Here is a 20,472-nt window from a genome sequence, read left to right as displayed (position 1 = left end):
CGAGGCTGCCGTCCAGGGGGCGGCCTCTCCGCGGATTGTCGCTGCCGCGACGTCGAAACCCGCTCTCGACGATTTTTGAGGCTGATCAGGCTCTTAGGGAGACCATGAATGGAGCAACGGGCGGATCAAGGCGAAGCCGGCGCGCCTGAACCGGGCAGAAAGGGCGGTTTGCTGGCGTCCACCGTGGTGGTCAGCGCCATGACCATGCTCTCCCGGGTGCTTGGGCTGGTCCGGGACGTGGTGCTGGCCCGTCTGCTGGGCTCCTCCGCCGGCACCGACGCGTTCTTCGTGGCCTTCCGGATCCCCAATTTCCTGCGCCGGCTGTTCGCCGAGGGAGCCTTCAATCAGGCTTTCGTGCCGGTACTCAGCGAGTATAAGGCGCGTGGCAGCGCCGCCGCCACCAAGGCCCTGATCGATCGGGTGGCCGGTACTCTCGGTGGCACCCTGGCGGTGGTGACGCTGGTCGGGGTGGTGGGCGCGCCGTTGCTGATCTGGCTGTTTGCCCCCGGTTTTGGTGACGATCCGCAAAAACGGGCGTTGGCGGTGGAAATGCTGCGGCTGACTTTCCCGTACCTGTTCTTTATTGCGCTTACCGCCTTTGCCGGGGCCTTGCTGAACACCTGGAGCCGTTTCGCGGTGCCGGCCTTTACTCCGGTGTTGTTGAATCTGTGTCTGATCGGCAGCGCTCTGTTTCTGGCGCCTCATTTCGCCGAGGGGCGCATGGCCGTGGCGCTGGCCTGGGGTGTGCTGGTTGCCGGCGTCGTACAATTGCTGTTCCAGTTGCCGTTCCTGGCCCGTCTGCATCTGCTGCCGGTACCCCGTATGGCCTGGCGTGACCCCGGAGTGCGGCGCATTCTGGCGCTGATGGCGCCGGCCCTGTTCGGGGTGTCGGTCAGCCAGATCAACCTGTTGCTGGACACGGTGCTGGCGTCGCTGCTGCAGACCGGTTCGGTGACCTGGCTGTATTACTCTGATCGCCTGGTGGAACTGCCGTTGGGAGTGCTGGCCATTGCCATTGGCACGGTGATCCTGCCCAGCCTGTCCGCCAAGCACGCCTCCGCCTCCACCGAAGCTTTCTCGCGAACCCTGGACTGGGCGTTGCGCCTGGTTCTGCTGTTGGGGATTCCGGCGGCTCTGGCGTTGGCGGTGCTGGCCGAGCCGCTGTTGTCGACCTTGTTCCGGCACGGTGAGTTCGGCGTTCGGGACGTGGAGATGGCGGCGCGGTCGCTGCGCGCCTACAGCCTGGGGCTGGCGGCCTTCATGTTGATCAAAATCCTGGCGCCGGGCTATTTCGCCCGGCAGGATACCCGCACCCCGGTCAAGATCGGCATCATCGCCATGATCGCCAACATGGTCTTTAATCTGGCGCTGGTCTGGCATCTGCAGCATGCCGGGCTGGCCCTGGCCACGGCGCTGTCCGCCTGGCTCAACGCCGGTCTGCTGTATCTCGGGCTGCGCCGTTCCGGGGTATATCGTCCCGGTGATGGTTGGGGCTGGCACTGGGCACGGATGCTGGTGGCGGGGCTTGCCATGGCGGCGGTGACCTGGCTGCTGGCGGAGCGCGCCGGCGTCTGGCTGGTCGGCGGGGTGAGTGAAAGAGTGGGCTGGCTCGCCCTGGTGGTGGTGGCCGGGCTGGCGGTTTATGGCCTGGTGCTGCTGGTTCTTGGCCTCAGGCCTCGCCACTTGCGCCGATGATTCCTATAATCTGCCCTCTTTTACCTCTGGGGCATGGCCAATGGGCCGCCGACGGAGGCGGGCAGTGAGGACCGAATGCGACTGATTCGTGGCGTGCACAATTTAAGGCCGGCGCACCGTGGCTGTGTGGCCACTATCGGCAATTTCGATGGTGTGCACCGTGGACATCAGCGCATCCTGGACAAGGTGGTAGCCGAAGCCCGGGCCCGTGGCGCTCTGGCCACGGTGATGTTGTTCGAGCCGCAGCCGCAGGAGTTCTTCCTCGGTGATGAAGCGCCGGCCCGTTTGATGAATCTGCGCGACAAGCTGATCACCCTGGCCCGTTACGGCGTCGATCAGGTGCTGTGCGTGCGTTTCAATGACGCCTTCCGTAACCTGGAAGCCGAACAATTTGTCCGTGACATCCTGGTCGATGGTCTCGCCGTCGAGTATCTGGTGGTCGGGGACGATTTCCGCTTCGGCCGCGGCCGGGTGGGAGATTTTGCCTATCTGGAACAGGCCGGCGAGCGGTTCGGGTTTCAGGTTTGCGATACCGCCACCTGTCAGATGACCGGTGAGCGAGTATCCAGTACCCGGGTGCGCTCGGCGCTGGCGGCCGGTGACTTCGCCTTGGTGGAGCAACTGCTGGGTCGTCCCTATGACATCAGCGGCCGGGTCCGTCACGGCGACAAGATCGGCCGGACCTTGCAACTGCCCACGGTGAATCTGGCGCTCAAGCGGCAGGTCCCGCCGGTGCAGGGCATCTATGCGGTGACGGTGGACGGGGCGGGCCTCGAAGGCCAGCCCGGCGCGGCCAATGTGGGTACCCGGCCCACGGTCAATGGCGTGGAAAACCGCCTGGAGGTCCATCTGCTGGATTTTCAGGGGGATCTGTATGGCGCTCACCTGACGGTGCACTTTCATCACTTCGTGCGCCCGGAAGAGAAGTTCGCCAGCCTGGATGAACTGAAAGCCGCGATTCAGCGGGATGTGCAACAAGTCGAAACCTATTTCCAAGGGACATCATGACCGACTACAAGGCGACACTGAATCTTCCCCACACCGACTTCCCGATGAAGGCGGGTCTGGCCCAGCGTGAACCCCAGCGGCTGGAGCAGTGGGGTCGAATTAACCTGTATCGCAAGATGCGGGCCGCCGCCGAGGGTCGGCCCAAGTTCGTGCTGCATGATGGTCCTCCCTACGCCAATGGCGTGATTCACATTGGCCACTCCATCAACAAGGTGCTCAAGGACATCATCGTCAAAGCCCGTGGCCTGGAGGGCTTCGATGCGCCCTATGTGCCCGGCTGGGACTGCCATGGGCTGCCCATCGAGCACAAGGTGGAGCAAAGGGTGGGCAAAGCCGGCCACAAAGTGGACGCGCGCACCTTCCGTGAGGAATGCCGGTCCTACGCCGCCGAGCAGCTGGAGCTGCAGAAAGCGGATTTCATCCGCCTGGGCGTGTTCGGGGATTGGGAGCATCCCTACCTGACCATGAACTACGACACCGAGGCGAACATCATTCGCGCACTCGGCAAGATCGTCGACAAGGGCCTGCTTACCAAAGGCTTCAAGCCGGTGCACTGGTGCCTGGATTGTGCCTCCGCCCTGGCGGAAGCGGAAGTGGAATACCAGGACAAGAAGTCTCCGGCCATCGACGTCGCCTTCGCCGTGGTGGACCCGGCGGACTTCGCTGCCCGCTCCGGCGTGTCGGCGGAGCAGCCGGCCCTGGTGATCTGGACCACCACGCCCTGGACGTTGCCCGCCAACCAGGCGGTAGCAGTGCATCCGGAGCTGGAGTATGTACTGCTGGACGGCACCCAGAACGGCAAGCGCCGCCAACTGGTGGTGGCCGAGGCCCTGGCCGACGCGGTGATCGAACGCTTTGATCTGCAAGAGGTGACCCGCTCCGCGGTGTTCCAGGGGCAGGTGCTGGAAAACCTGGTGTTGGCGCATCCGTTCCTGGAACGCCAGGTGCCGGTGGTGCTCGGCGAACACGTCACCACCGACGCCGGTACCGGCTGTGTGCATACCGCGCCGGGACACGGTGAGGACGATTTCCTGGTGGGCCAGCGTTATGGCCTGGAAGTGGATTCCCCGGTACAGGACAACGGCGTGTTCCGCGCCGATCTGCCGCTGGTCGGCGGCTTGCATGTGAACAAGGCCAACGGGCCGGTGATCGAGGCCCTGGAAGCCGCCGATGCGTTAATGGCGTTGCAGACCATCACGCACAGCTACCCGCATTGCTGGCGCCACAAGACGCCGATCATTTTCCGCAGCACCGCCCAATGGTTCATCGCCATGGAAAAAGGGGATCTGCTGGAGCAGGCCCGCGCCGAGGTGGATCAGGTGCAATGGATTCCGGACTGGGGCAAGGCCCGCATCGAGGGCATGTTGCGCGACCGCCCGGACTGGTGCATCTCGCGGCAACGTACCTGGGGCGTGCCGATTGCCCTGTTCGTTGACCGCAACACCTCCGAGCCGCATCCGGAAACGCCGCGTCTGATCGAGGAGGTGGCGAAACGGGTGGAGCAGAACGGTATCGAGGCGTGGTTCGAGCTGGACCCGGCGGAACTGCTCGGCGCGGACGCCGAACGCTATACCAAGGTCACCGACGTGCTTGACGTCTGGTTCGACTCCGGCACCACCCATTTCTCCGTGCTCGAGCAGCGCCCGGAACTGACGGTGCCGGCGGACCTGTATCTGGAAGGGTCGGACCAGCATCGCGGCTGGTTCCAGTCCTCGCTGCTCACCAGCGTCGCCATGCGCGGCAAGGCCCCCTACAAGAGTGTGCTTACTCACGGCTTCACCGTGGACGAGCAGGGCCGGAAGATGTCCAAGTCTCTCGGCAATACCATCGCGCCCCAGGAAGTATGGAACGATCTGGGCGCCGATATCCTGCGTCTGTGGATCGCCTCCACCGATTATCGCGGTGAGATGACGGTCTCCAAGACCATCTTCAAACAGGTGGCGGACAGCTACCGGCGGATTCGTAATACCGCCCGTTTCCTGCTGTCCAACCTGAACGGTTTCGATCCGGCCCGGCACCAGGTGGCGCCGCAGGATATGCTGGCGTTGGACCGCTGGGCCGTGGCTCGCACCGCGCAGCTGCAAGAGGAACTGCGCGAGCTGTACGAAAGCTATCAGTTCCATCTGGTCTATCAGCGTCTGCACCATTTCTGTGCGCTGGAACTGGGCGGCTTTTATCTGGATATCATCAAGGACCGCCAGTACACCACCCGGGAAGACTCGGTGGCGCGCCGCTCCTGCCAGAGCGCGCTTTATCTGATCGCCCAGGCGCTGGTGCGCTGGATGGCGCCGATCCTCAGCTTCACCGCCGAGGAAATCTTCGAACACTTGCCCGGCGCCGATCGTCCCGAATCCGTGTTCCTCACCACCTGGTTCGACGGTCTGTTCCCGCTGGCCGGTGACGAGGCCATGGGCATGGCGTTCTGGGAACAGGTCCAGGCGGTCAAGCAGGCGGTGAACAAAGCCATCGAAGAAGCGCGCAACCGCAAGGAATTGCGCGCCAATCTGGCCGCCGAGGCCACCTTGTTCGTGACTCCGGAACTGCGGGCATTGCTGGAGCAACTGGGCGAGGAATTACGTTTCGTCACCATCACCTCCACCGCCACCCTCAAGCCGCTGTCGGAAGCGCCGGAAGGGCTCGAGGCCAGTGCCGTGGAAGGGCTCAAGGTGCAGGTGGTGGCGTCCGCCCACAGCAAATGCGCCCGCTGCTGGCATCATCGCGAGGACGTGGGCAGCCATGCCGAACATCCGGAACTGTGTGGCCGTTGCATCAGCAATGTGGATGGCCCCGGCGAGGAGCGCTCCTATGCATGACGTTGGCGGCGGCCGTGATGCGGACAACGTGAACATGACGAAGAGCGGTGCCAGGAGGCTGCCGGGGCAACTCGGCTGGCTCTGGCTGACCGCGTTGGTCATTGCCCTGGACCAGATTACCAAGCATATGGTGGTGGCTCGCTTCGACTTGTTCGAGCGGTTGGAAGTGCTGCCGTTCTTTAACCTCACTCTGGCCTATAACACCGGTGCCGCGTTCAGTTTCCTGGCCGAGGCCGGTGGCTGGCAGCGTTGGTTCTTCACGCTGGTGGCGCTGGGGGCGTCCGCGCTGATTCTGGTCTGGCTGGCGCGGCTTCGCGATGAGCGTTTGCAAGGCGCGGGGCTGGCACTGATTCTGGCCGGCGCTCTGGGTAACCTGTATGACCGGATCGTGCTGGGCCATGTGGTGGATTTCCTCGATTTCCATTGGGCTGGCTGGCACTTTCCGGCGTTCAATCTGGCCGATACCGCCATCACCATCGGTGCCGGCCTGATCATTCTCGACATGATCGTGGGAGGGCGTGGCCGCCATGAACGATGAGCTGCGTGTCGGGCCGCAAACCCGCATTACCCTGCATTTCGCCGTGCGCCTGATGGACGGTACGGAGATGGACAGTACTTTCGGTGGCGAACCGGCCTCTTTTGTCTGGGGTGACGGCTCCTTGTTACCCGGTTTCGAGCGCGCCATTCTGGGCCTCAAAGCCGGTGACCGGCGCAGTGTCTTCATCGATGCCCAGTCGGGGTTTGGTGAGTACAACGAGCAGAACGTGCAGCATTTCCGCCGTGACACCTTTGCCGCTCCCGATGGCATGGAAGTGGGCACGGTGATGAACTTCGCCGACGCCGCCGGGGCCGAACTGCCTGGCGTGGTCTCCGCCCTGGATGAGCAATGGGTGACGGTGGATTTCAACCACCCCCTGGCCGGCCGCGAACTGACCTTCGAAGTGGAGATCGTCCGTGTCGAACACGATGCTCCGGAGCAAACGGTGAAGCTCAGTTGACAGTTGATAGTGGACAGTTGACAGCGAAAACCAAATTCAAAGAGGCTAAGCCAGGACCTGCGGGCGCGGCCTCTTTGAGTTCAGTTGCGTTGGTTCCCTCTCGCGTGTTTCAGCTATCAACTGTCCACTATCAACTGTAAACTGGCTCTTATGGATATCCGTCTCGCCAATCCCCGTGGTTTCTGTGCCGGCGTCGATCGCGCCATCGCCATCGTCAACCGTGCCCTGGACGTGTTCGGGCCGCCGGTTTACGTGCGTCATGAGGTGGTGCACAACCGCTTCGTGGTGGACGGATTGCGCGACCGGGGTGCGGTTTTCGTCGAGGAGCTGCATGAGGTGCCCGACGACGCCATCGTTATTTTCAGTGCCCACGGTGTCTCCCGGGAGGTGCAGGAAGAGGCCGAGCAGCGGGCTCTGAAAGTGTTCGACGCCACCTGTCCTCTTGTCACAAAAGTGCATATGGAAGTCATCCGTTATGCCCGCGAAGGGCGGGAAGCGGTGCTTATTGGCCATGCCGGCCACCCCGAAGTGGAAGGCACCATGGGACAGTACGACACCTCCAAGGGAGGGCGGATGTACCTGGTGGAAAGCGAAGACGACGTGGCCACGCTGGACGTCGCCGACCCGGACTATCTGGCGTTCGTCACCCAGACCACGCTCAGCGTGGACGACACCGCCCGTATCATCGATGCCTTGCGGGCGCGTTTCCCCAATATCCTCGGTCCCAAACGCGAGGATATCTGCTACGCCACCACCAACCGCCAGGACGCGGTGCGTCAGCTGGCGCTGGAGTGTGACCTGGTTCTGGTGGTGGGCTCGGTGAACAGCTCCAATTCCAATCGCCTGAAGGAACTGGCGGAGCGCTGCGGTACCGAGGCGTACCTGCTGGATAATCCGGCCATGATCGACGCCGCCTGGTTGCAGGGCAAGAAAGCCGTTGGCGTCACCGCGGGCGCCAGCGCCCCTGAAGAACTGGTGCATCAGGTGGTCAGCCGGTTGCGCGAGCTGGGTGGTGAAAGCGCGGAGGAAATCCCCGGCCGCGAGGAGAACATCAGCTTCTCCATGCCCAAGGCATTGCGCGCCTGAAAAAAGGTTTGCGCTTTTTTTGTGTGAACTTCGTCACATATAAAACCCTGATTTTCTCAAGCCCCTGAGCCGTTCGGTACAGGCAGGCGACCGCTTGTCCGAGCGTGCTTGTCGCCCGTTTTACAATCGCTAGAGTGTCGACACCGAGTTCGCTTATTTGGGGGAAGACGTGATCGGCACTCGTGGGGAAAACGGCGGTTTCACCATCATCGAATTGATGCTGGGGATCGTGGTGGCGGGCATTCTGCTGGCCATCGCCGTGCCGTCATTTCAGAACGTCATCGCCAGCAATGCGCTGCGCTCCACCACTTCGGATCTGATCACCGCGCTTAATACCGCCCGTTCCCAGGCGGTGAGTTCCCGTCGTGACGTCAAGCTGAAACCGCTGGGATCTCCGGCGGACTGGAGCAACGGCTGGGAGCTGGATTACGGCGCCGGCGCCGTGGAGCAGAACCAGACCTTTTCCGCCGGGGAAGGCGTCAGCGTCATGGAAAACAATGGCTTGACCGAACTGCTATTCGATCGCTCCGGTCGGGTGGGCAATGACGCCGTCTTTCAGGTGTGTGACGACCGAGCCGGCGAGACCGGCCGGGAAATCTCCCTGGGCCGCTTCGGCGATCTTCAAAACAAACCGCTGACCTGCAGTTAGGGGGCACCATGCACATTTCCCGAAAACGACAAAGCGGCGTCGGCATGGTGGAGATTCTGGTGGCACTGCTGGTACTGGCCATCGGCGTGCTCGGTTATGCCGGGTTGCAGCTCAATGCCCTGAAGAGCACCGAGGACGCCAATATTCGTTCCCAGGCCACGGCACTGGCCCGGGATGCTCTGGAACGCATCATCGCCAATCCGCAAGCCCGCTCCACCTACCTTCAGGAAAACAGCTGGAATACCGGTGCCGGTGCCTTGGGCGAGGCACCGCCTTCCAACCCGGACTGCATGGCAAGCAGTTGCGATAGCGATCAGATGTCGGCCTGGGACCGCAATACCCTGCGCTGGCAGGCCGGCAACCTGCTGCCTGCCGGCAAGATCCGGGTGCAGCCCTGTGACAGCGGTTCCACGCTGACCAGTTGCGTGGTGGTGGCCTGGGGAGATCAGGCGCTGGATGGCTGTGTCGATGGTGGCGACATCAATACCGATGACAGCGCCAAATGCGTGGTGATGGAGGTGACACGATGAGGCGGCTTGGCACACATCAGCAGACCGGCTTCAGCCTGGTGGAACTCATGGTGGCCATGGTGCTGGGGCTGATTATTACCGGTGCCGCGATTTCTCTGTTTTCCACCAACCAACGGACGTTCTCGCTGCAACAGAACATGGCCCGGATACAGGAACAGGGTGATCTGGCCATGCGCTTTATCAACCAGGACGTGCGTCTGGCGGGCAATATGAGTGACGACGTTGCCGCCACTTTTATTCCGGGCATTATTCTGGATGCCAGTAGTGCAGTGACCGGCGGTTCCGCCATTCCTCCCGGTGATGATGGTGGTAGTGACAACGATCGCCTCACTCTTGCCTACCATGGCGAACAGGACTGTCAGGGGAATGGTGGGACTGGCGTAAAGGAGATCGTCAACACCTACTGGGTGGGAGGTGATAACGGCGACGAACTTTACTGTCGTGGTAACCAGAGTGGCAGCTCCGCCGGCGTGGTGTTGTTGCGGGGGATAAAGAGCTTTCAAGTGCTCTATGGCGTGGATCAAAGCACCGACGGTATTCCCTTCGCTTCTCAGTATCTGCGAGCCGACGAAGTGCTGGCCGGCGCCAATGTGGATCAAAGCCGGATCGTGGCGGTGAAGATCGGTTTGCTGATGGAAGCCGATCTGCCGGTGCTGGGCGGCGATGACCAGGATCAGACCTTTTACATACTGGATCAGGAAGTGGACGTCAGTGCGGGCAGAACGCTGCGTCGCCAGTTCTTTTCCACCGTCGCTATCCGGAACTACCCCTGGGATGTGATCTGATGATGCCGATAACACACTATCGTTCGCAGCGTGGGGCCGCTCTTCTGGTGGCTCTGATGATTCTGGTGATCGTCTCGATCCTGGGCATCACCGCCATGAAGACCAGTATGTTCAGCAGCAAAATCGCCACCGGTACCCAGGTGGACGCAATGGCGTTTGAAGGGGCGGAATCGGCGGTGAACGAAGCCTTTACCAGTTTGTATGGCATGAGCAGCGCGCAACTACAGCCGTTTCTGACCGGGTCGGTGGGACAGCGCTGTTTGGTGGGGGGAGCGGCGACCGCGGCATCCCGGGCTTGCGTCAGTGCGGACCGTATGGACTCAAGGGGGCTGGTGCGCGCCGGATCCCGGATTCGTCAGGAGGGAATGAGGGCGGTTTCCGGAGGGCAGTTGAGTATGTCCGGCAACAATACGCTGGTGGTCGATTTCACCTTTGAGATTCTTGGTGAAGCGGAGATCGATGACTTTTCAGTGAACAACCATCACATGCTGGAAGCGCTGAAACGCGGGATGGTGTCGTCGTCCGACTTTAACGTGGACACGGACAACTAAGCACGAGCTGGGGGGGGAGTCATGCTCGAGAATATTTTCAAGTCAGGCCTGTTACTGGTTGCGCTGTTGTTGGCGCCGACGCCGCTTTACGCGGACGACACGGAAATCTATTTCTCCCGCGCCGGTGTCGGCAACGATGAGAACGAACAGATCGCCAACGTACTGTTCCTGATCGATACTTCGGGAAGTATGGAGCAGGGCAGTCCGACCAAAATGTCGCAATTGAAAACCGCCTTCACCCAGGTTATCGATGGGCTGGGTGAAGGGGTTCGCGTGGGCGTTGGCAAGTTCAATGGCGGCTATGATCGCAATGGTTATGGCGGCTATGTGTTCTATCCGGTCAGCGATATGGACAGCACCGCTCGCGGCGAGGTCAAGTCCCTGGTCAATGGCCTCTCCGGCACATCGAATACCCCCACCATGGAGGCGTATTCGGAGATGGCCCGCTACATGATGGGGCTCAGTCCCAGCACTTACGCTGTTTACGGGGAAGCCAGCGAAAACGAACCGAAAACCGCGGTGAACCTGAAATGGGAATGCGGGTATGGTGGGTGCCGTTGGGTCAGCGATGATAGCTATCAGTCACCGATGAATATAAATAACCAGTGCGAAAGCAACCACATCATTGTTATGACCGACGGTGATCCGACTCAGGACAGCGACTACGATTCGGTTAGAAATATCGCGGGAGGGTATTGCAACGGTTCGTACAGTTGTCAGGAACAACTGGCCGGGTGGCTGGCTAGCGAAAGCAATAGTCAGGAGCGTGCGGTAAAGACCTGGCAGGTGGCCTTTGGTGTCAGTGAGACCTCATCCCAAGTAAGGAACATGACGTCAGTGGCTGTTGCCGGTGGCACGGAAAGGGTCCGTCTTGCCAACGACGCGGAGCAACTGGCCGCCGAGTTCAACGACATTCTCAACCTCATAGCGGAAGACTCCCAGACCATCACATCACCGGGCGTGGCGGTAAACCAGAACAACCGGCTGGAGCACCTGAATCAACTTTACTATGCCGTTTTCAAGCCTTCTAAAAATTCGGTCTGGCCCGGCAATCTGAAACGTTACCGCAAGGACGGCCGCGAAGTCGTGGACAAGAATGGTTCCTCCGCGGTGGATGGCAGCACCGGTTATTTCCGCGATTCGGCCTGGAGTTATTGGACCCCCACGGAAGCGGACGGCCCGGATGTCACCAAAGGCGGTGCTCGCGGTAGAAACGATCAATATCAGGACCGCAAGATCTACGTGGGCAATAACAGCGACAACGGTGGCGGCGAATGGCTCACCGAGAATCGTGTGGAAAACATTCTGCAGCCCGCCCAGATGGGGATTCCAGACAACGACCCGGTAGCGGAATTCGACACCAAGTTGAAAGTCCACGATGCGTTGAAGCGCCTCTGGGCCGACCCCATGCATAGTGTGCCGTTGCTGGTGAACTATGAACTGGGTGCCGACGCCAATGACGTGGACGGACAGACCAACTATCTGTTCGTCTCCACCAATGGCGGCATGTTGCACGCCATCGATACCGATGATGGCCGTGAAAAATTCACTTTCATGCCGGACCGCATGCTCAAGAAAGCGTACGATTTTGTCCGCTCTCCTGATTTGCGGGAAGACAATATTCGTGACCCCTACGGCATGGATGGTTCGTGGGTGGCGTATCGCACCGCCAAGGAGAATGGCGATGCCGACAAGGTGTGGATCTTCGCAGGCATGCGCCGGGGCGGAAACGCCTATTACGGTCTGGATGTGTCGTCCATAGACAGCCCGGAACTGATGTGGCGGATCCAGGGTAAGGATGAGAGCGGAGCCAATGCCAGTAGCGGGTTCGATCGACTGGGGCAGACCTGGTCCACGCCGACCATCACCCGGGTGCGTATTGACGGTGAGGTGAAAACGGTACTGGTGTTTGGTGGTGGCTACGACGCCGAGCATCATGATACCGCCGGTCAGCGGGCGGCGAAGGACAGTGTCGGCAACGCTATTTATATGGTCGACGCGGAAACTGGCGACCTGATCTGGTCCGCCGGCGCCGACGCCAATGCCGGCGTCGCTCATACCACCGTGGATAGCATGAAATGGTCGGTGCCGGGAGGCATCGCCGTGGTGGATCTGAAGAACGGCCGGCTGGATGGCCTGGCGGATCACCTTTACTTCGCCGACCTTGGCGGACAGGTGTTCCGGGTCAATCTTGACAATAACAACGATGGCGCCGGTTCCCTGGTGAAAGGCGTGGTGCGGTTGGCCAATTTCGGTGACAGTGAACACCGCCGGTTCTATGAAGCGCCGGCCATTGGTTATGTGCGAGATGGCTTGCAGGAGACGCTGTATGTGGCCGTCGGTTCCGGCTACCGGGCTCACCCCCTGGACGAGGACACCGAGGAAGGCTTCTTTATGTTCGCGGACGGCACTTTTAAAAATACCAATCAACCCGACGTGATTACCATGAGTGAGCTGCACAATGCCCGTAGCAGCGACCCGTCCGCGTCCTCGAAGGGATGGTACGTGACCTTCCTGAATTCCGGTGAAAAGGTAATGGCCTCCCCGAGCATTTATCAGAACTCGGTGATGTTCACCACTTACGTTCCCACCAATGCGGACCAGGACGATGATCCCTGTGTGGTGCGTTACGGTGAGGCTTACGCCTATCGGGCGAACATGATCACCGGGGAGCCGGAATCCTTCACCAACGATGGCGAGGCCTCCTGGGACGGCACCAAGCTGATTACCTCGGCGATCCCGCCGGGCGTGGTGCCGGTGATTACCGGCGGGGGCGGCGGTGATGGTGACGGCGGCGGCGGCGATGATGAGGATGGCAGTGGCGTGTCCTTTAACGTGGGGTTGGAGTTTATTGGCGATGACGGCATGAACTACAATCTGTTCCGCAAGCGCCGCTGGTACCCCATGGAAAAGAACGACGCCAACGCTTACTTCCCGCCTGAGCAAGGGGGGACGACACCATGAACCGAATGACTCGGAATCCCATGGCCGGCTTCACGCTGATCGAACTGATGATCGTGGTGGTGGTGGTGGCGATCCTCGCCGCCATCGCTTACCCGAGCTACACCGAGCAGGTGCGTAGTACACGCCGGGCGGAATACCAGGGCAAGCTGATGGACCTGGCGGCGTCGCTGGAAACCTATCGGGCCCGCCATTTTTCCTATGACGGCGCAACGGCCGGAGGTCTGGCCGGGGATGTCTATTATAGCGTCCAGGTGGCCACCAGCAATGATCATCAGAGCTATCTGGTCACCGCCACGCCCCGCTCCGGGGCGGGTATGGAGGGGGATGGCAATCTCAAGCTCAACAGCGAAGGGCAGACCTGCTGGGTGAAAGGCGGGGATTGCACTCCCAGCGCCACTTCCAGCTGGGAGCGGTGAGCAGATGAAAGCGGCGGGATCACGGTCCGCCTGCTAAAGGCAGTCGCCGCCGCTGATTGGTTCGATGCGAGCAGTGCCCATCACCGACATGACGATGCGTCGCCCCTGCCCCTGGTTGCAGATGACGAAGCTGCCGTTCTGGTAATACAGGTTGCCGCGCCGTTCATAACGCAACGCGGTGCCGCGGAAGCGGCGCCAGGTAAGGGTGGTGCCCTCGGGCAGATCAAGGCGATGGAACACGTCATCATCGGTGACAGCGGCAATGCCATCCCGGTCCCGCGCCAACAGCAGTGAAGAGGTTGTCTGGAAGCGGTCACAATGGCTGTTGCCGTCGCATAAATAGATCGGTCCCCGCGTCAGTGCCTCGGCCCGGGCGTAGTGGATCAGGCCCAGAACCTGGTTGCTGGCCGACACCACCCGATGCCGGGGCAGCGCCTCTTTTTGCCAGTGAACGCCAGCGCTTAACAGGAGCGCCAGCAGCGTCAGTGTGATCAGTAGTTCCACCAGTGTGAATCCACGCACGTCCTTGTCCCTCCGGTGGCCATCCTGGCCTTTGATGTGTGGCAACAAGAGGCCAGTTTACCGTCCCGGCAAGGTGGCCTTTGTGCTACTGTTGCTCTTCTTTCTGTAGTCCATATTCCCTGATTGCTATGGCTGATTTGCTCGTCGTCGGCGGCGGTATCGTCGGATTGTTAAGTGCTTTGGAATTCACCGACCGGGGTTGCCGGGTCACCGTCATCGACGCGCCGGCCCGCTTTCCGCCGGCCTCCTGGGCTGGCGGCGGGATCCTGTCGCCGTTGTACGCCTGGCGCTATCCCGACGCCATGAATCTGCTGACGGTGGATGCGCCGGAGCGCTATCGCAACCTGATCACGCGGTTGCGTGGACGGGCCGGGCTGGTGGACGAGGACCTCAACGAAAGCGGCCTGTGGGTGGCGGTGGAAACGGAGCAGGAGCGTGCCGACGCCATGGCCTGGGCGCGCCGCTGGCGGCTTCCCTGCTCGGCGGAGCGCCTGTCCCAGCGGATGCCGGAAGCCACCGACCGGGATGGGGTGTGGTTTCCGACCCTGAGTAATTTACGTAATCCCCGTATTCTCAAGGCGTTGCGTGCCTGTCTGTCGGCCCGTGGGGTGACGTTTGAAGCAACGCCGGCGGTATCGGTGTCGCCACGTGCCGGAGGCGGGGCGTCAGTAGCGCTGGCCGATGGCCGGGAATGCCGGGCGCCTCGTGTTCTGATCAGTGCCGGCATGTGGAGCCCGCGATTGCTGAGGCCGCTCGGGCTGGATTTGCCGCTGTTTCCTTCCAAGGGAGAAATGCTGCTCTATCGGTTGGCGCCGGGGCGGGTGCCGACCGTGTTGTTGACCGAGCAGGGGTATCTGATTCCCCGTGCCGACGGCGCCGTGCTGGCGGGTTCAACACTGAAGGACGGTGACGACAGCCACTATCCCACGGTGCCGGGGCGCTGGGCGCTGGAGAAAATGGCGGCTTCGCTGTTGCCGGCTCTGGCCGGCGAACGGCCGGTAAGTCATTGGGCAGGCGTGCGCCCCGGCTGTGGCCGGGACTGGCCGTATCTGGGGGAAGTGCCCGGTGTGCCGGGGGTCTACGCCGCGCTGGGACACTATCGCAATGGTCTGGTGTCGGCGCCGGCCAGCGCCGCGCTGCTGGCGGCACTGATGAGTGGCGAGCGCCCCCATCTGGATCCGGCGCTTTACGCGCTGCCTTCCTCCTCTTCCTGATCCAGGGCCAGTTTCTTCAAGCGGTAACGCAGCGAGCGGAACGTCATCCCCAGCTTCTTGGCGGCGGCGGTGCGATTCCAGTGGGTGGCGTCCAGTGCTTTGAGAATTTCCTGCCGCTCGATGTCCTGTAGATACTCCTCCAGCGGCAACGCCGGATCACGGCTGCCGCCTTGGCTGGGTGCATCGCCGCTGCTGGCCTGGCTGGGCAGCCGCAGATGCGCCGGTTCGATGACGTTGCCATCACACAGGGTCATGGCCCGCTCCAGTACATTCTCCAGCTCTCGCACGTTGCCGGGAAACGGATACTCGCGCAGCGCCGCCAGAGTGCCGTCGCCGAGTGTGGGCGGCGTGGTGTCCCAGGCGATGCCGAGTCGGGAGAGGATGTGGTCAACCAGCGCCGGAACGTCGTCCAGGCGCTCGCGCAGCGGCGGCACGTGTGCCTCGATGACGTTCAGACGGTAGTAAAGGTCCTGACGGAAGCGACCCGCCTGCATCTCCTCGCTGAGATCCTTGTGGGTGGCGCAGAGAATACGCAGGTTGACGCTGAACTCCCGTGACTCGCCCACCGGCCGCACGGTCTTTTCCTGAATCGCGCGCAGCAGCTTGACCTGCATGTGCAGCGGCAGATCCGCCACTTCATCGAGAAACAGGGTGCCTCCGTCCGCTTCCCGGAACAGACCTTTGCGGTCTTCCACGGCACCGGTGAAACTGCCCTTGCGGTGACCGAAGAATTCACTTTCCATCAGTTCGGAGGGGATGGCGCCGCAGTTCACGGCGACGAAAGGGTGCTCGCCGCGCGGCCCCAGCGTGTGAATCAGACGCGCCACTTTTTCCTTGCCGCTGCCGGATTCGCCGCTGATGTAGATCGGCGCCTGGCTGCGTGCCAGCTTGCGGATTTGCCGTCGCAAATGCTGCATGGCCGACGACTGGCCAATCAGGCCATCGCCTTCGCCACTACTGCTGTCGGTGGCGCCATGGCGGCTGATGCCGAGGCCGTCCTGTATCAGCTGCCGCAGCCGGTCCAGTGAGACGGGTTTGGCGATGAAATCGTAGGCCCCCAGTTTCATCGCTTCGGTGGCGGTCTCCATATTGCCGAATGCGGTGAGTACCGCGATGGGCAGGTCCGGCGCTTTTTCCGCCGCGTAGCGGATCAGCTGTAAACCGGAGCCGTCGCCGAGGTTCATATCGGTCAGGCACAGATGAAAGGTGTCACGATCCAGCAGACGCTGGGCGGCGGCCAGGGAGTCCGCGGCCGTCGCTTCCAGTTTCATCCGCCCCAGGGTGATGACCAGAAGTTCCCGCAGGTCCGCCTCGTCGTCCACAACCAAAACACGCGGAATTATGTCATTCATCGTTATTGGAACTGTCTATCCGGATGTGCGCAGGTAATCACGAAGCAAGCGCCATGATCAGCCGGTTCATGGCTGAGACTGGCTTGATTGGCCTGGCACAGTTGCTGGCACACGAACAGACCGAGACCGTTTCCTTTGGCGTGCGTGGTGAAGAACGGCTCGAACAAATGCCGCGCCTGTTCCTCGCCGATGCCCGGCCCGTCATCGCTGACCGCGATCCAGGGCAATCGGGTTTTTGAGTGCACTCCGTGGGTCACGCGTACCCGGACCTGTTCCCCCCCATGTCGAAAAGCATTGCCGATCAGATTATCGAGAATCTGAATCAGCTGGCCGCGATCAAAACGCAGCTCGGTATCGGTGGCCAAGTCCATTTGCAGGCGCGTCTTGCGGTCTTCATGGCAATTCGCGGCGACCTCCGCGAGAACGTCCTTGAGGACCAGTCTCTGTGCCTGGCCCCGTGGTCGCCGTGACAAGTCCAACACATCCGAGATGATGCCGTCCACCCGTTGTACGTGGGTACGCACCATATCGAGCAGACGGCGGTCGCTGTCATCGCCGGCATCCTCGCGCAGTAACTCGGTGGCGTGATTGATCGCGCTCAACGGATTGCGGATCTCGTGGGCCAGGGTGGCGGACAGACGCCCCAGGGAAGTCAGGTTCAACTGCTGCGCCTCCTGAGCGATGCGCGCGGTGTCCTCGAGAAACACCAGGGTCAACTGCTCGTGGCTGGTATCCAGGGGCGCGAAGCGCGCGGACAGCTCCGGCGACTGCTTCGAGGCGCGCAATGGCGGCGGCAGAATGTGGGGCGCCTGGCGCCAGGCCTGGTGGCGTTGCCGCAACGGCTCGGGTAACAGCTGGCCGCTCATGGCCGTGGCGAAAGCATTATCCGCCGAGGGGTTGGACTGCAGAATGCGCCCGTGGCGGTCGAATACCAGAATCCCGGTGCGCATACGCTGGACGATTTGCTCATTCAGGGCTTCCAGCCGATCCAGCGCCACCTGCTGGTCGGCGGCGATGGTCTCACTGCGCTCCAGCCGCGTGGCGATCTGCTGAATGATCACCGAGACCATGAAAAAGGCAATGCCGAGCAGGCCGGACTCGGTCAGCGAAAATGGATCCCGCTCGCCGGATTGAGTGGCGAAATAGAATTGCTCGTACATGACCGTCAGTGTCGCCAGGGCGGCGATCAGAAAACCCATGCGGCCGCGCAGCAGAATATTGCCCGCCGCCACCGTAATCAGCAGCAGTACCGCCAGTCCCCCCTCGAGGCCACCGTTGGCGTGCACCACCAGCCCCAGGGCGATAACGTCGACGATCAAGGCGAATGGCTGCGCCCAATTGGGGCGCGGCAGGCGTTCGCTGTATTCGAGCACGGTGGAGACCAGAATCAGGGCCAGATAGGCCATCATGGTGAATTCGAACAGCAGCGGCAGATGCTGGCCCAGCGAAGGCTGCTGGTGGGTGTAGTGGAGGATCAGCAACACCGAGGCGATGGCAATGCGGTAGACATTGTAAATGCGCACCGGGGTCCAGCGCTGTCCGGGAGGTGGCCAGGGAAGGCCGGCCTGATCGTGAGGCGTGGTCATGATGAGCGTCGTTTCCGGGTCAGTCGCCGCTTTCCTGGTGTTCCAGGTATTCGCGGCGGTGTTCGCGGGAGCAGAAGTCCAGCGAGTGGTGGCGGAAGGCTTCGGCTTCCGGTACATGCACCCCGCACAGATGGCATTTGACCATGCGCTCGCTGTCGATGGTGCGAGAGGAGCGGCGCGGATCGCGTCCGCGGGCGGCATGATTGGCGGAGATCCCCATAACCACGCGCCAGACCACGTAAATCAGCGCGGCCAGTATCACCAGCTTGATCAGCCCCATTCCTGTCTCCCCGTAAATCACTCACCGGCTTGTTGTCCCGGTAAGCCTTTGCTTGACTCTGGCCCGAATCCCCGTGCTTTCGGGCGTGCTTTGGAACTTGTTTCGCGTTTCCATACCGTTGAATGTCGCCGAACACGTTACCAGATGCTGAAAGCCGCTAACCTGGATACCCGGAGAGGGCCGGATACAGTAAGGAAAAAGAACTCCGGTGCGGTGGCGCGGAAACTTTAAACAGGCCTTGAGCAGGCTCTTATGTAACCTGGCCGGCTACAGAGTACAATCAGCGCAGCCGAGAGGAAAGAGATCGGCCCAAGGTGGCGGGCAGGGTGGCCGCCGGGGCCCGGACATGATGAAGGCATGCTTCCTATGCGAATAGTGATGGCCCAGCGCAATCCGCTGGTGGGCGATATCGAAGGCAATGCGCGGGCGGTAATCGATGCCGCCCGTGAGGCCCGCACCCTGTTGGGGGCGGAACTGGTGATCTTTCCGGAACTGATGCTGACCGGCTATCCACCGGAGGATCTGTTACTGAGGCCCAGCCTCAACCGGCGTATCGACGACGCTCTGGCCACCATCGGTGCCGCTGTGGAGGTGCCTGTGATCATCGGCTATCCGGCGGTGCGCAATGGTGTGCGCCGCAACGCCGCCGGTGTGCTTTATCCCGGTGACGAGGGGCCTCGTCACGAGTACTTCAAGCAATGTTTGCCTAATTACCGGGTGTTTGACGAGAAACGCTACTTTCAGCCCGGTAACAGCGCCGTGGTGTTCGAGTTCAAGGGGTTGCAACTGGGCATCACCATTTGTGAGGACATCTGGTACGCCGGGCCGGCCGCCGCCGCGGCGGAAGCCGGCGCCGATGCCATTATCAATCTGAATGCCTCGCCGTTCCGCGCCAGCAAGCCGGAGGAACGCTTCGAGCAGGTGGCCGCCCGTGCCCGGGAAACCGGACTGCCGGTGCTCTATTGCAACATGGTGGGCGGTCAGGATGAGCTGGTGTTCGATGGCGCTTCCTTCGCCGTGGACGGAGCCGGGCACCTGTGTCTGCAGGGCGCCAGTTTCGAGGAAGGCCTGGTGCCGGTGGATCTGAGCGGCGAAGGGGCCGTGCTGGCGGTCAGAGGCGAAGTGCTGCCGGTGCCGGTGGGTGAGGAGAGCATGTATCGGGCGCTGGTATTGGCGGTGCGCGATTACGTCAACAAGAACGGTTTCAAAGGGGCCCTGCTGGGGCTGTCGGGCGGCATCGATTCCGCTCTGACGCTGGCGGTGGCGGTGGACGCCCTGGGCCCGGAGCGGGTGGAAGCGGTGATGATGCCGTTCCGTTATACCTCCGCGATGAGCATCGAGGACGCCGAGAGGCAGGCCCGGGCGTTGCGGGTAAAATACCGGGTACTGCCGATCGAGCCAGCCTTCAATGGCTTCATGGACATCCTGGCGGAACCGTTCGCCGGGCTCGATACCGACACCACCGAGGAAAATCTCCAGGCCCGCTGTCGCGGCGTACTGCTGATGGCGCTCTCCAACAAGGGCGGCTCCGTCGTGCTCACCACCGGCAACAAGAGCGAAATGGCGGTGGGCTACGCCACTCTCTATGGCGATATGGCCGGTGGCTTCTCGGTGCTCAAGGACGTATTCAAGACCTGGGTGTTCCGCGTTGCCCGCTGGCGTAACCAGAAGGCCGGCACCGAGATCATTCCGCAGCGGGTGATCGACCGGCCGCCGTCCGCGGAATTGGCTCCGGATCAGGTGGATTCAGATTCGCTGCCCGACTACGACGAGCTGGATGCCATTCTGGAGCGCTATGTGGAACAGGATATGAGCGCCGAAGCGGTGATCCGCGCCGGTTTCGACCGGGACGTGGTGTATCGGGTGGTACGCCTGACCGACCGCAATGAATACAAGCGCCGCCAGTCGGCGGTGGGGCCGAGAGTCAGCCGCAGGGCTTTTGGCAAGGATCGGCGCTACCCGATCACCAATGGCTGGCGGCCGGGGGATTAGAAAGACCGATTACGGTAAGAGAGGGGTGTTT

The 20,472-nt window shown here is 61.9% G+C and carries 18 protein-coding genes; 14 read left to right on the top strand and 4 right to left on the bottom strand.

Annotated features, from left to right (window positions below; translation table 11 throughout):
- Positions 1-108 precede the first annotated feature (108 nt).
- From murJ to B5T_RS23775, 12 genes are all read left to right on the top strand, one after another.
- A complete protein-coding gene (gene murJ / locus B5T_RS18420) occupies positions 109-1,695 on the top strand; it encodes a murein biosynthesis integral membrane protein MurJ (protein ID WP_014996043.1) in 1,587 nt (528 codons plus the stop codon).
- Between the two features lie 75 nt (positions 1,696-1,770).
- Positions 1,771-2,703, top strand: coding sequence for a bifunctional riboflavin kinase/FAD synthetase (ribF, locus tag B5T_RS18415; protein WP_014996042.1), 933 nt, complete (start codon positions 1,771-1,773; stop codon positions 2,701-2,703).
- Positions 2,700-5,516: an isoleucine--tRNA ligase gene (gene ileS, locus B5T_RS18410; RefSeq protein WP_014996041.1), complete on the top strand. Its 2,817-nt coding sequence runs from the start codon at positions 2,700-2,702 to the stop codon at positions 5,514-5,516. Before ribF ends, ileS begins: the two co-directional genes overlap by 4 nt.
- The gene (lspA, locus tag B5T_RS18405; RefSeq protein WP_014996040.1) at positions 5,509-6,054 is read left to right on the top strand and encodes a signal peptidase II; all 546 of its coding nucleotides are present in this window, start codon (positions 5,509-5,511) and stop codon (positions 6,052-6,054) included. The genes ileS and lspA overlap by 8 nt, the downstream gene beginning before the upstream one ends.
- Complete coding sequence (fkpB, locus tag B5T_RS18400) at positions 6,044-6,514, top strand: FKBP-type peptidyl-prolyl cis-trans isomerase (RefSeq protein ID WP_014996039.1); 471 nt, start codon at positions 6,044-6,046, stop codon at positions 6,512-6,514. The genes lspA and fkpB overlap by 11 nt, the downstream gene beginning before the upstream one ends.
- Positions 6,515-6,664: 150 nt before the next feature.
- Positions 6,665-7,600 (top strand): 4-hydroxy-3-methylbut-2-enyl diphosphate reductase, encoded by a 936-nt coding sequence (gene ispH / locus B5T_RS18395; RefSeq protein ID WP_014996038.1) that lies wholly within the window; start codon positions 6,665-6,667, stop codon positions 7,598-7,600.
- Positions 7,601-7,769: 169 nt separating this feature from the next.
- Positions 7,770-8,249 (top strand): GspH/FimT family pseudopilin, encoded by a 480-nt coding sequence (locus B5T_RS18390; protein ID WP_014996037.1) that lies wholly within the window; start codon positions 7,770-7,772, stop codon positions 8,247-8,249.
- A gap of 8 nt (positions 8,250-8,257) precedes the next feature.
- The gene (gene pilV / locus B5T_RS18385; RefSeq protein ID WP_014996036.1) at positions 8,258-8,779 is read left to right on the top strand and encodes a type IV pilus modification protein PilV; all 522 of its coding nucleotides are present in this window, start codon (positions 8,258-8,260) and stop codon (positions 8,777-8,779) included.
- On the top strand, positions 8,776-9,564 hold the full coding sequence (locus B5T_RS18380; RefSeq protein ID WP_014996035.1) for a PilW family protein: 789 nt from the start codon (positions 8,776-8,778) through the stop codon (positions 9,562-9,564). Before pilV ends, B5T_RS18380 begins: the two co-directional genes overlap by 4 nt.
- On the top strand, positions 9,564-10,115 hold the full coding sequence (locus B5T_RS18375; protein WP_041717121.1) for a pilus assembly PilX family protein: 552 nt from the start codon (positions 9,564-9,566) through the stop codon (positions 10,113-10,115). The genes B5T_RS18380 and B5T_RS18375 overlap by 1 nt, the downstream gene beginning before the upstream one ends.
- A gap of 21 nt (positions 10,116-10,136) precedes the next feature.
- Positions 10,137-13,079: a PilC/PilY family type IV pilus protein gene (locus tag B5T_RS18370; RefSeq protein WP_014996033.1), complete on the top strand. Its 2,943-nt coding sequence runs from the start codon at positions 10,137-10,139 to the stop codon at positions 13,077-13,079.
- Entirely contained in the window at positions 13,076-13,495 is a 420-nt protein-coding gene (locus tag B5T_RS23775) for a type IV pilin protein (RefSeq protein WP_051015541.1), read from the top strand. The genes B5T_RS18370 and B5T_RS23775 overlap by 4 nt, the downstream gene beginning before the upstream one ends.
- Positions 13,496-13,528: 33 nt before the next feature.
- On the opposite strand, the gene B5T_RS18360 is transcribed toward B5T_RS23775, so the two are convergent.
- Entirely contained in the window at positions 13,529-14,017 is a 489-nt protein-coding gene (locus tag B5T_RS18360) for a GspH/FimT family protein (protein ID WP_041717119.1), read from the bottom strand.
- Between the two features lie 128 nt (positions 14,018-14,145).
- Between B5T_RS18360 and B5T_RS18355 the strand changes: the two genes are divergently transcribed.
- A complete protein-coding gene (locus B5T_RS18355) occupies positions 14,146-15,231 on the top strand; it encodes an NAD(P)/FAD-dependent oxidoreductase (RefSeq protein WP_014996030.1) in 1,086 nt (361 codons plus the stop codon).
- Here the strand turns inward: B5T_RS18355 and B5T_RS18350 are convergent.
- From B5T_RS18350 to B5T_RS18340, 3 genes are read right to left on the bottom strand one after another with little or no spacing between them, the layout of a single operon-like run.
- Entirely contained in the window at positions 15,204-16,583 is a 1,380-nt protein-coding gene (locus tag B5T_RS18350) for a sigma-54-dependent transcriptional regulator (protein ID WP_041717118.1), read from the bottom strand. The two genes, B5T_RS18355 and B5T_RS18350, sit on opposite strands and share 28 nt — an antisense overlap.
- 2 nt (positions 16,584-16,585) lie before the next feature.
- A complete protein-coding gene (locus tag B5T_RS18345; RefSeq protein WP_014996028.1) occupies positions 16,586-18,169 on the bottom strand; it encodes an ATP-binding protein in 1,584 nt (527 codons plus the stop codon).
- 19 nt (positions 18,170-18,188) lie between these two features.
- A complete protein-coding gene (locus tag B5T_RS18340; protein ID WP_014996027.1) occupies positions 18,189-18,449 on the bottom strand; it encodes a PP0621 family protein in 261 nt (86 codons plus the stop codon).
- A 366-nt stretch (positions 18,450-18,815) separates the two neighbouring features.
- On the opposite strand from B5T_RS18340, the gene B5T_RS18335 reads away from it, so the two are divergent.
- Complete coding sequence (locus B5T_RS18335; RefSeq protein WP_014996026.1) at positions 18,816-20,441, top strand: NAD+ synthase; 1,626 nt, start codon at positions 18,816-18,818, stop codon at positions 20,439-20,441.
- Positions 20,442-20,472 lie beyond the last annotated feature (31 nt).

Source organism: Alloalcanivorax dieselolei B5, from assembly GCF_000300005.1.
Lineage (GTDB): Bacteria > Pseudomonadota > Gammaproteobacteria > Pseudomonadales > Alcanivoracaceae > Alloalcanivorax > Alloalcanivorax dieselolei.
This window is presented reverse-complemented; position numbering and strand designations above follow the sequence as displayed.

Coding starts and splice junctions, on each gene's coding strand:
- B5T_RS18370 (WP_014996033.1), top strand. CDS start 10,137: ATGCTCGAGAATATTTTCAAGTCAGGCCTGTTACTGGTTGCGCTGTTG.
- B5T_RS18355 (WP_014996030.1), top strand. CDS start 14,146: ATGGCTGATTTGCTCGTCGTCGGCGGCGGTATCGTCGGATTGTTAAGT.
- ispH (WP_014996038.1), top strand. CDS start 6,665: ATGGATATCCGTCTCGCCAATCCCCGTGGTTTCTGTGCCGGCGTCGAT.
- B5T_RS18340 (WP_014996027.1), bottom strand. CDS start 18,449: ATGGGGCTGATCAAGCTGGTGATACTGGCCGCGCTGATTTACGTGGTC.
- ileS (WP_014996041.1), top strand. CDS start 2,700: ATGACCGACTACAAGGCGACACTGAATCTTCCCCACACCGACTTCCCG.
- fkpB (WP_014996039.1), top strand. CDS start 6,044: ATGAACGATGAGCTGCGTGTCGGGCCGCAAACCCGCATTACCCTGCAT.
- B5T_RS23775 (WP_051015541.1), top strand. CDS start 13,076: ATGAACCGAATGACTCGGAATCCCATGGCCGGCTTCACGCTGATCGAA.
- B5T_RS18380 (WP_014996035.1), top strand. CDS start 8,776: ATGAGGCGGCTTGGCACACATCAGCAGACCGGCTTCAGCCTGGTGGAA.
- B5T_RS18345 (WP_014996028.1), bottom strand. CDS start 18,169: ATGACCACGCCTCACGATCAGGCCGGCCTTCCCTGGCCACCTCCCGGA.
- B5T_RS18350 (WP_041717118.1), bottom strand. CDS start 16,583: ATGAATGACATAATTCCGCGTGTTTTGGTTGTGGACGACGAGGCGGAC.
- B5T_RS18335 (WP_014996026.1), top strand. CDS start 18,816: ATGCGAATAGTGATGGCCCAGCGCAATCCGCTGGTGGGCGATATCGAA.
- lspA (WP_014996040.1), top strand. CDS start 5,509: ATGCATGACGTTGGCGGCGGCCGTGATGCGGACAACGTGAACATGACG.
- ribF (WP_014996042.1), top strand. CDS start 1,771: ATGCGACTGATTCGTGGCGTGCACAATTTAAGGCCGGCGCACCGTGGC.
- murJ (WP_014996043.1), top strand. CDS start 109: ATGGAGCAACGGGCGGATCAAGGCGAAGCCGGCGCGCCTGAACCGGGC.
- B5T_RS18375 (WP_041717121.1), top strand. CDS start 9,564: ATGATGCCGATAACACACTATCGTTCGCAGCGTGGGGCCGCTCTTCTG.
- pilV (WP_014996036.1), top strand. CDS start 8,258: ATGCACATTTCCCGAAAACGACAAAGCGGCGTCGGCATGGTGGAGATT.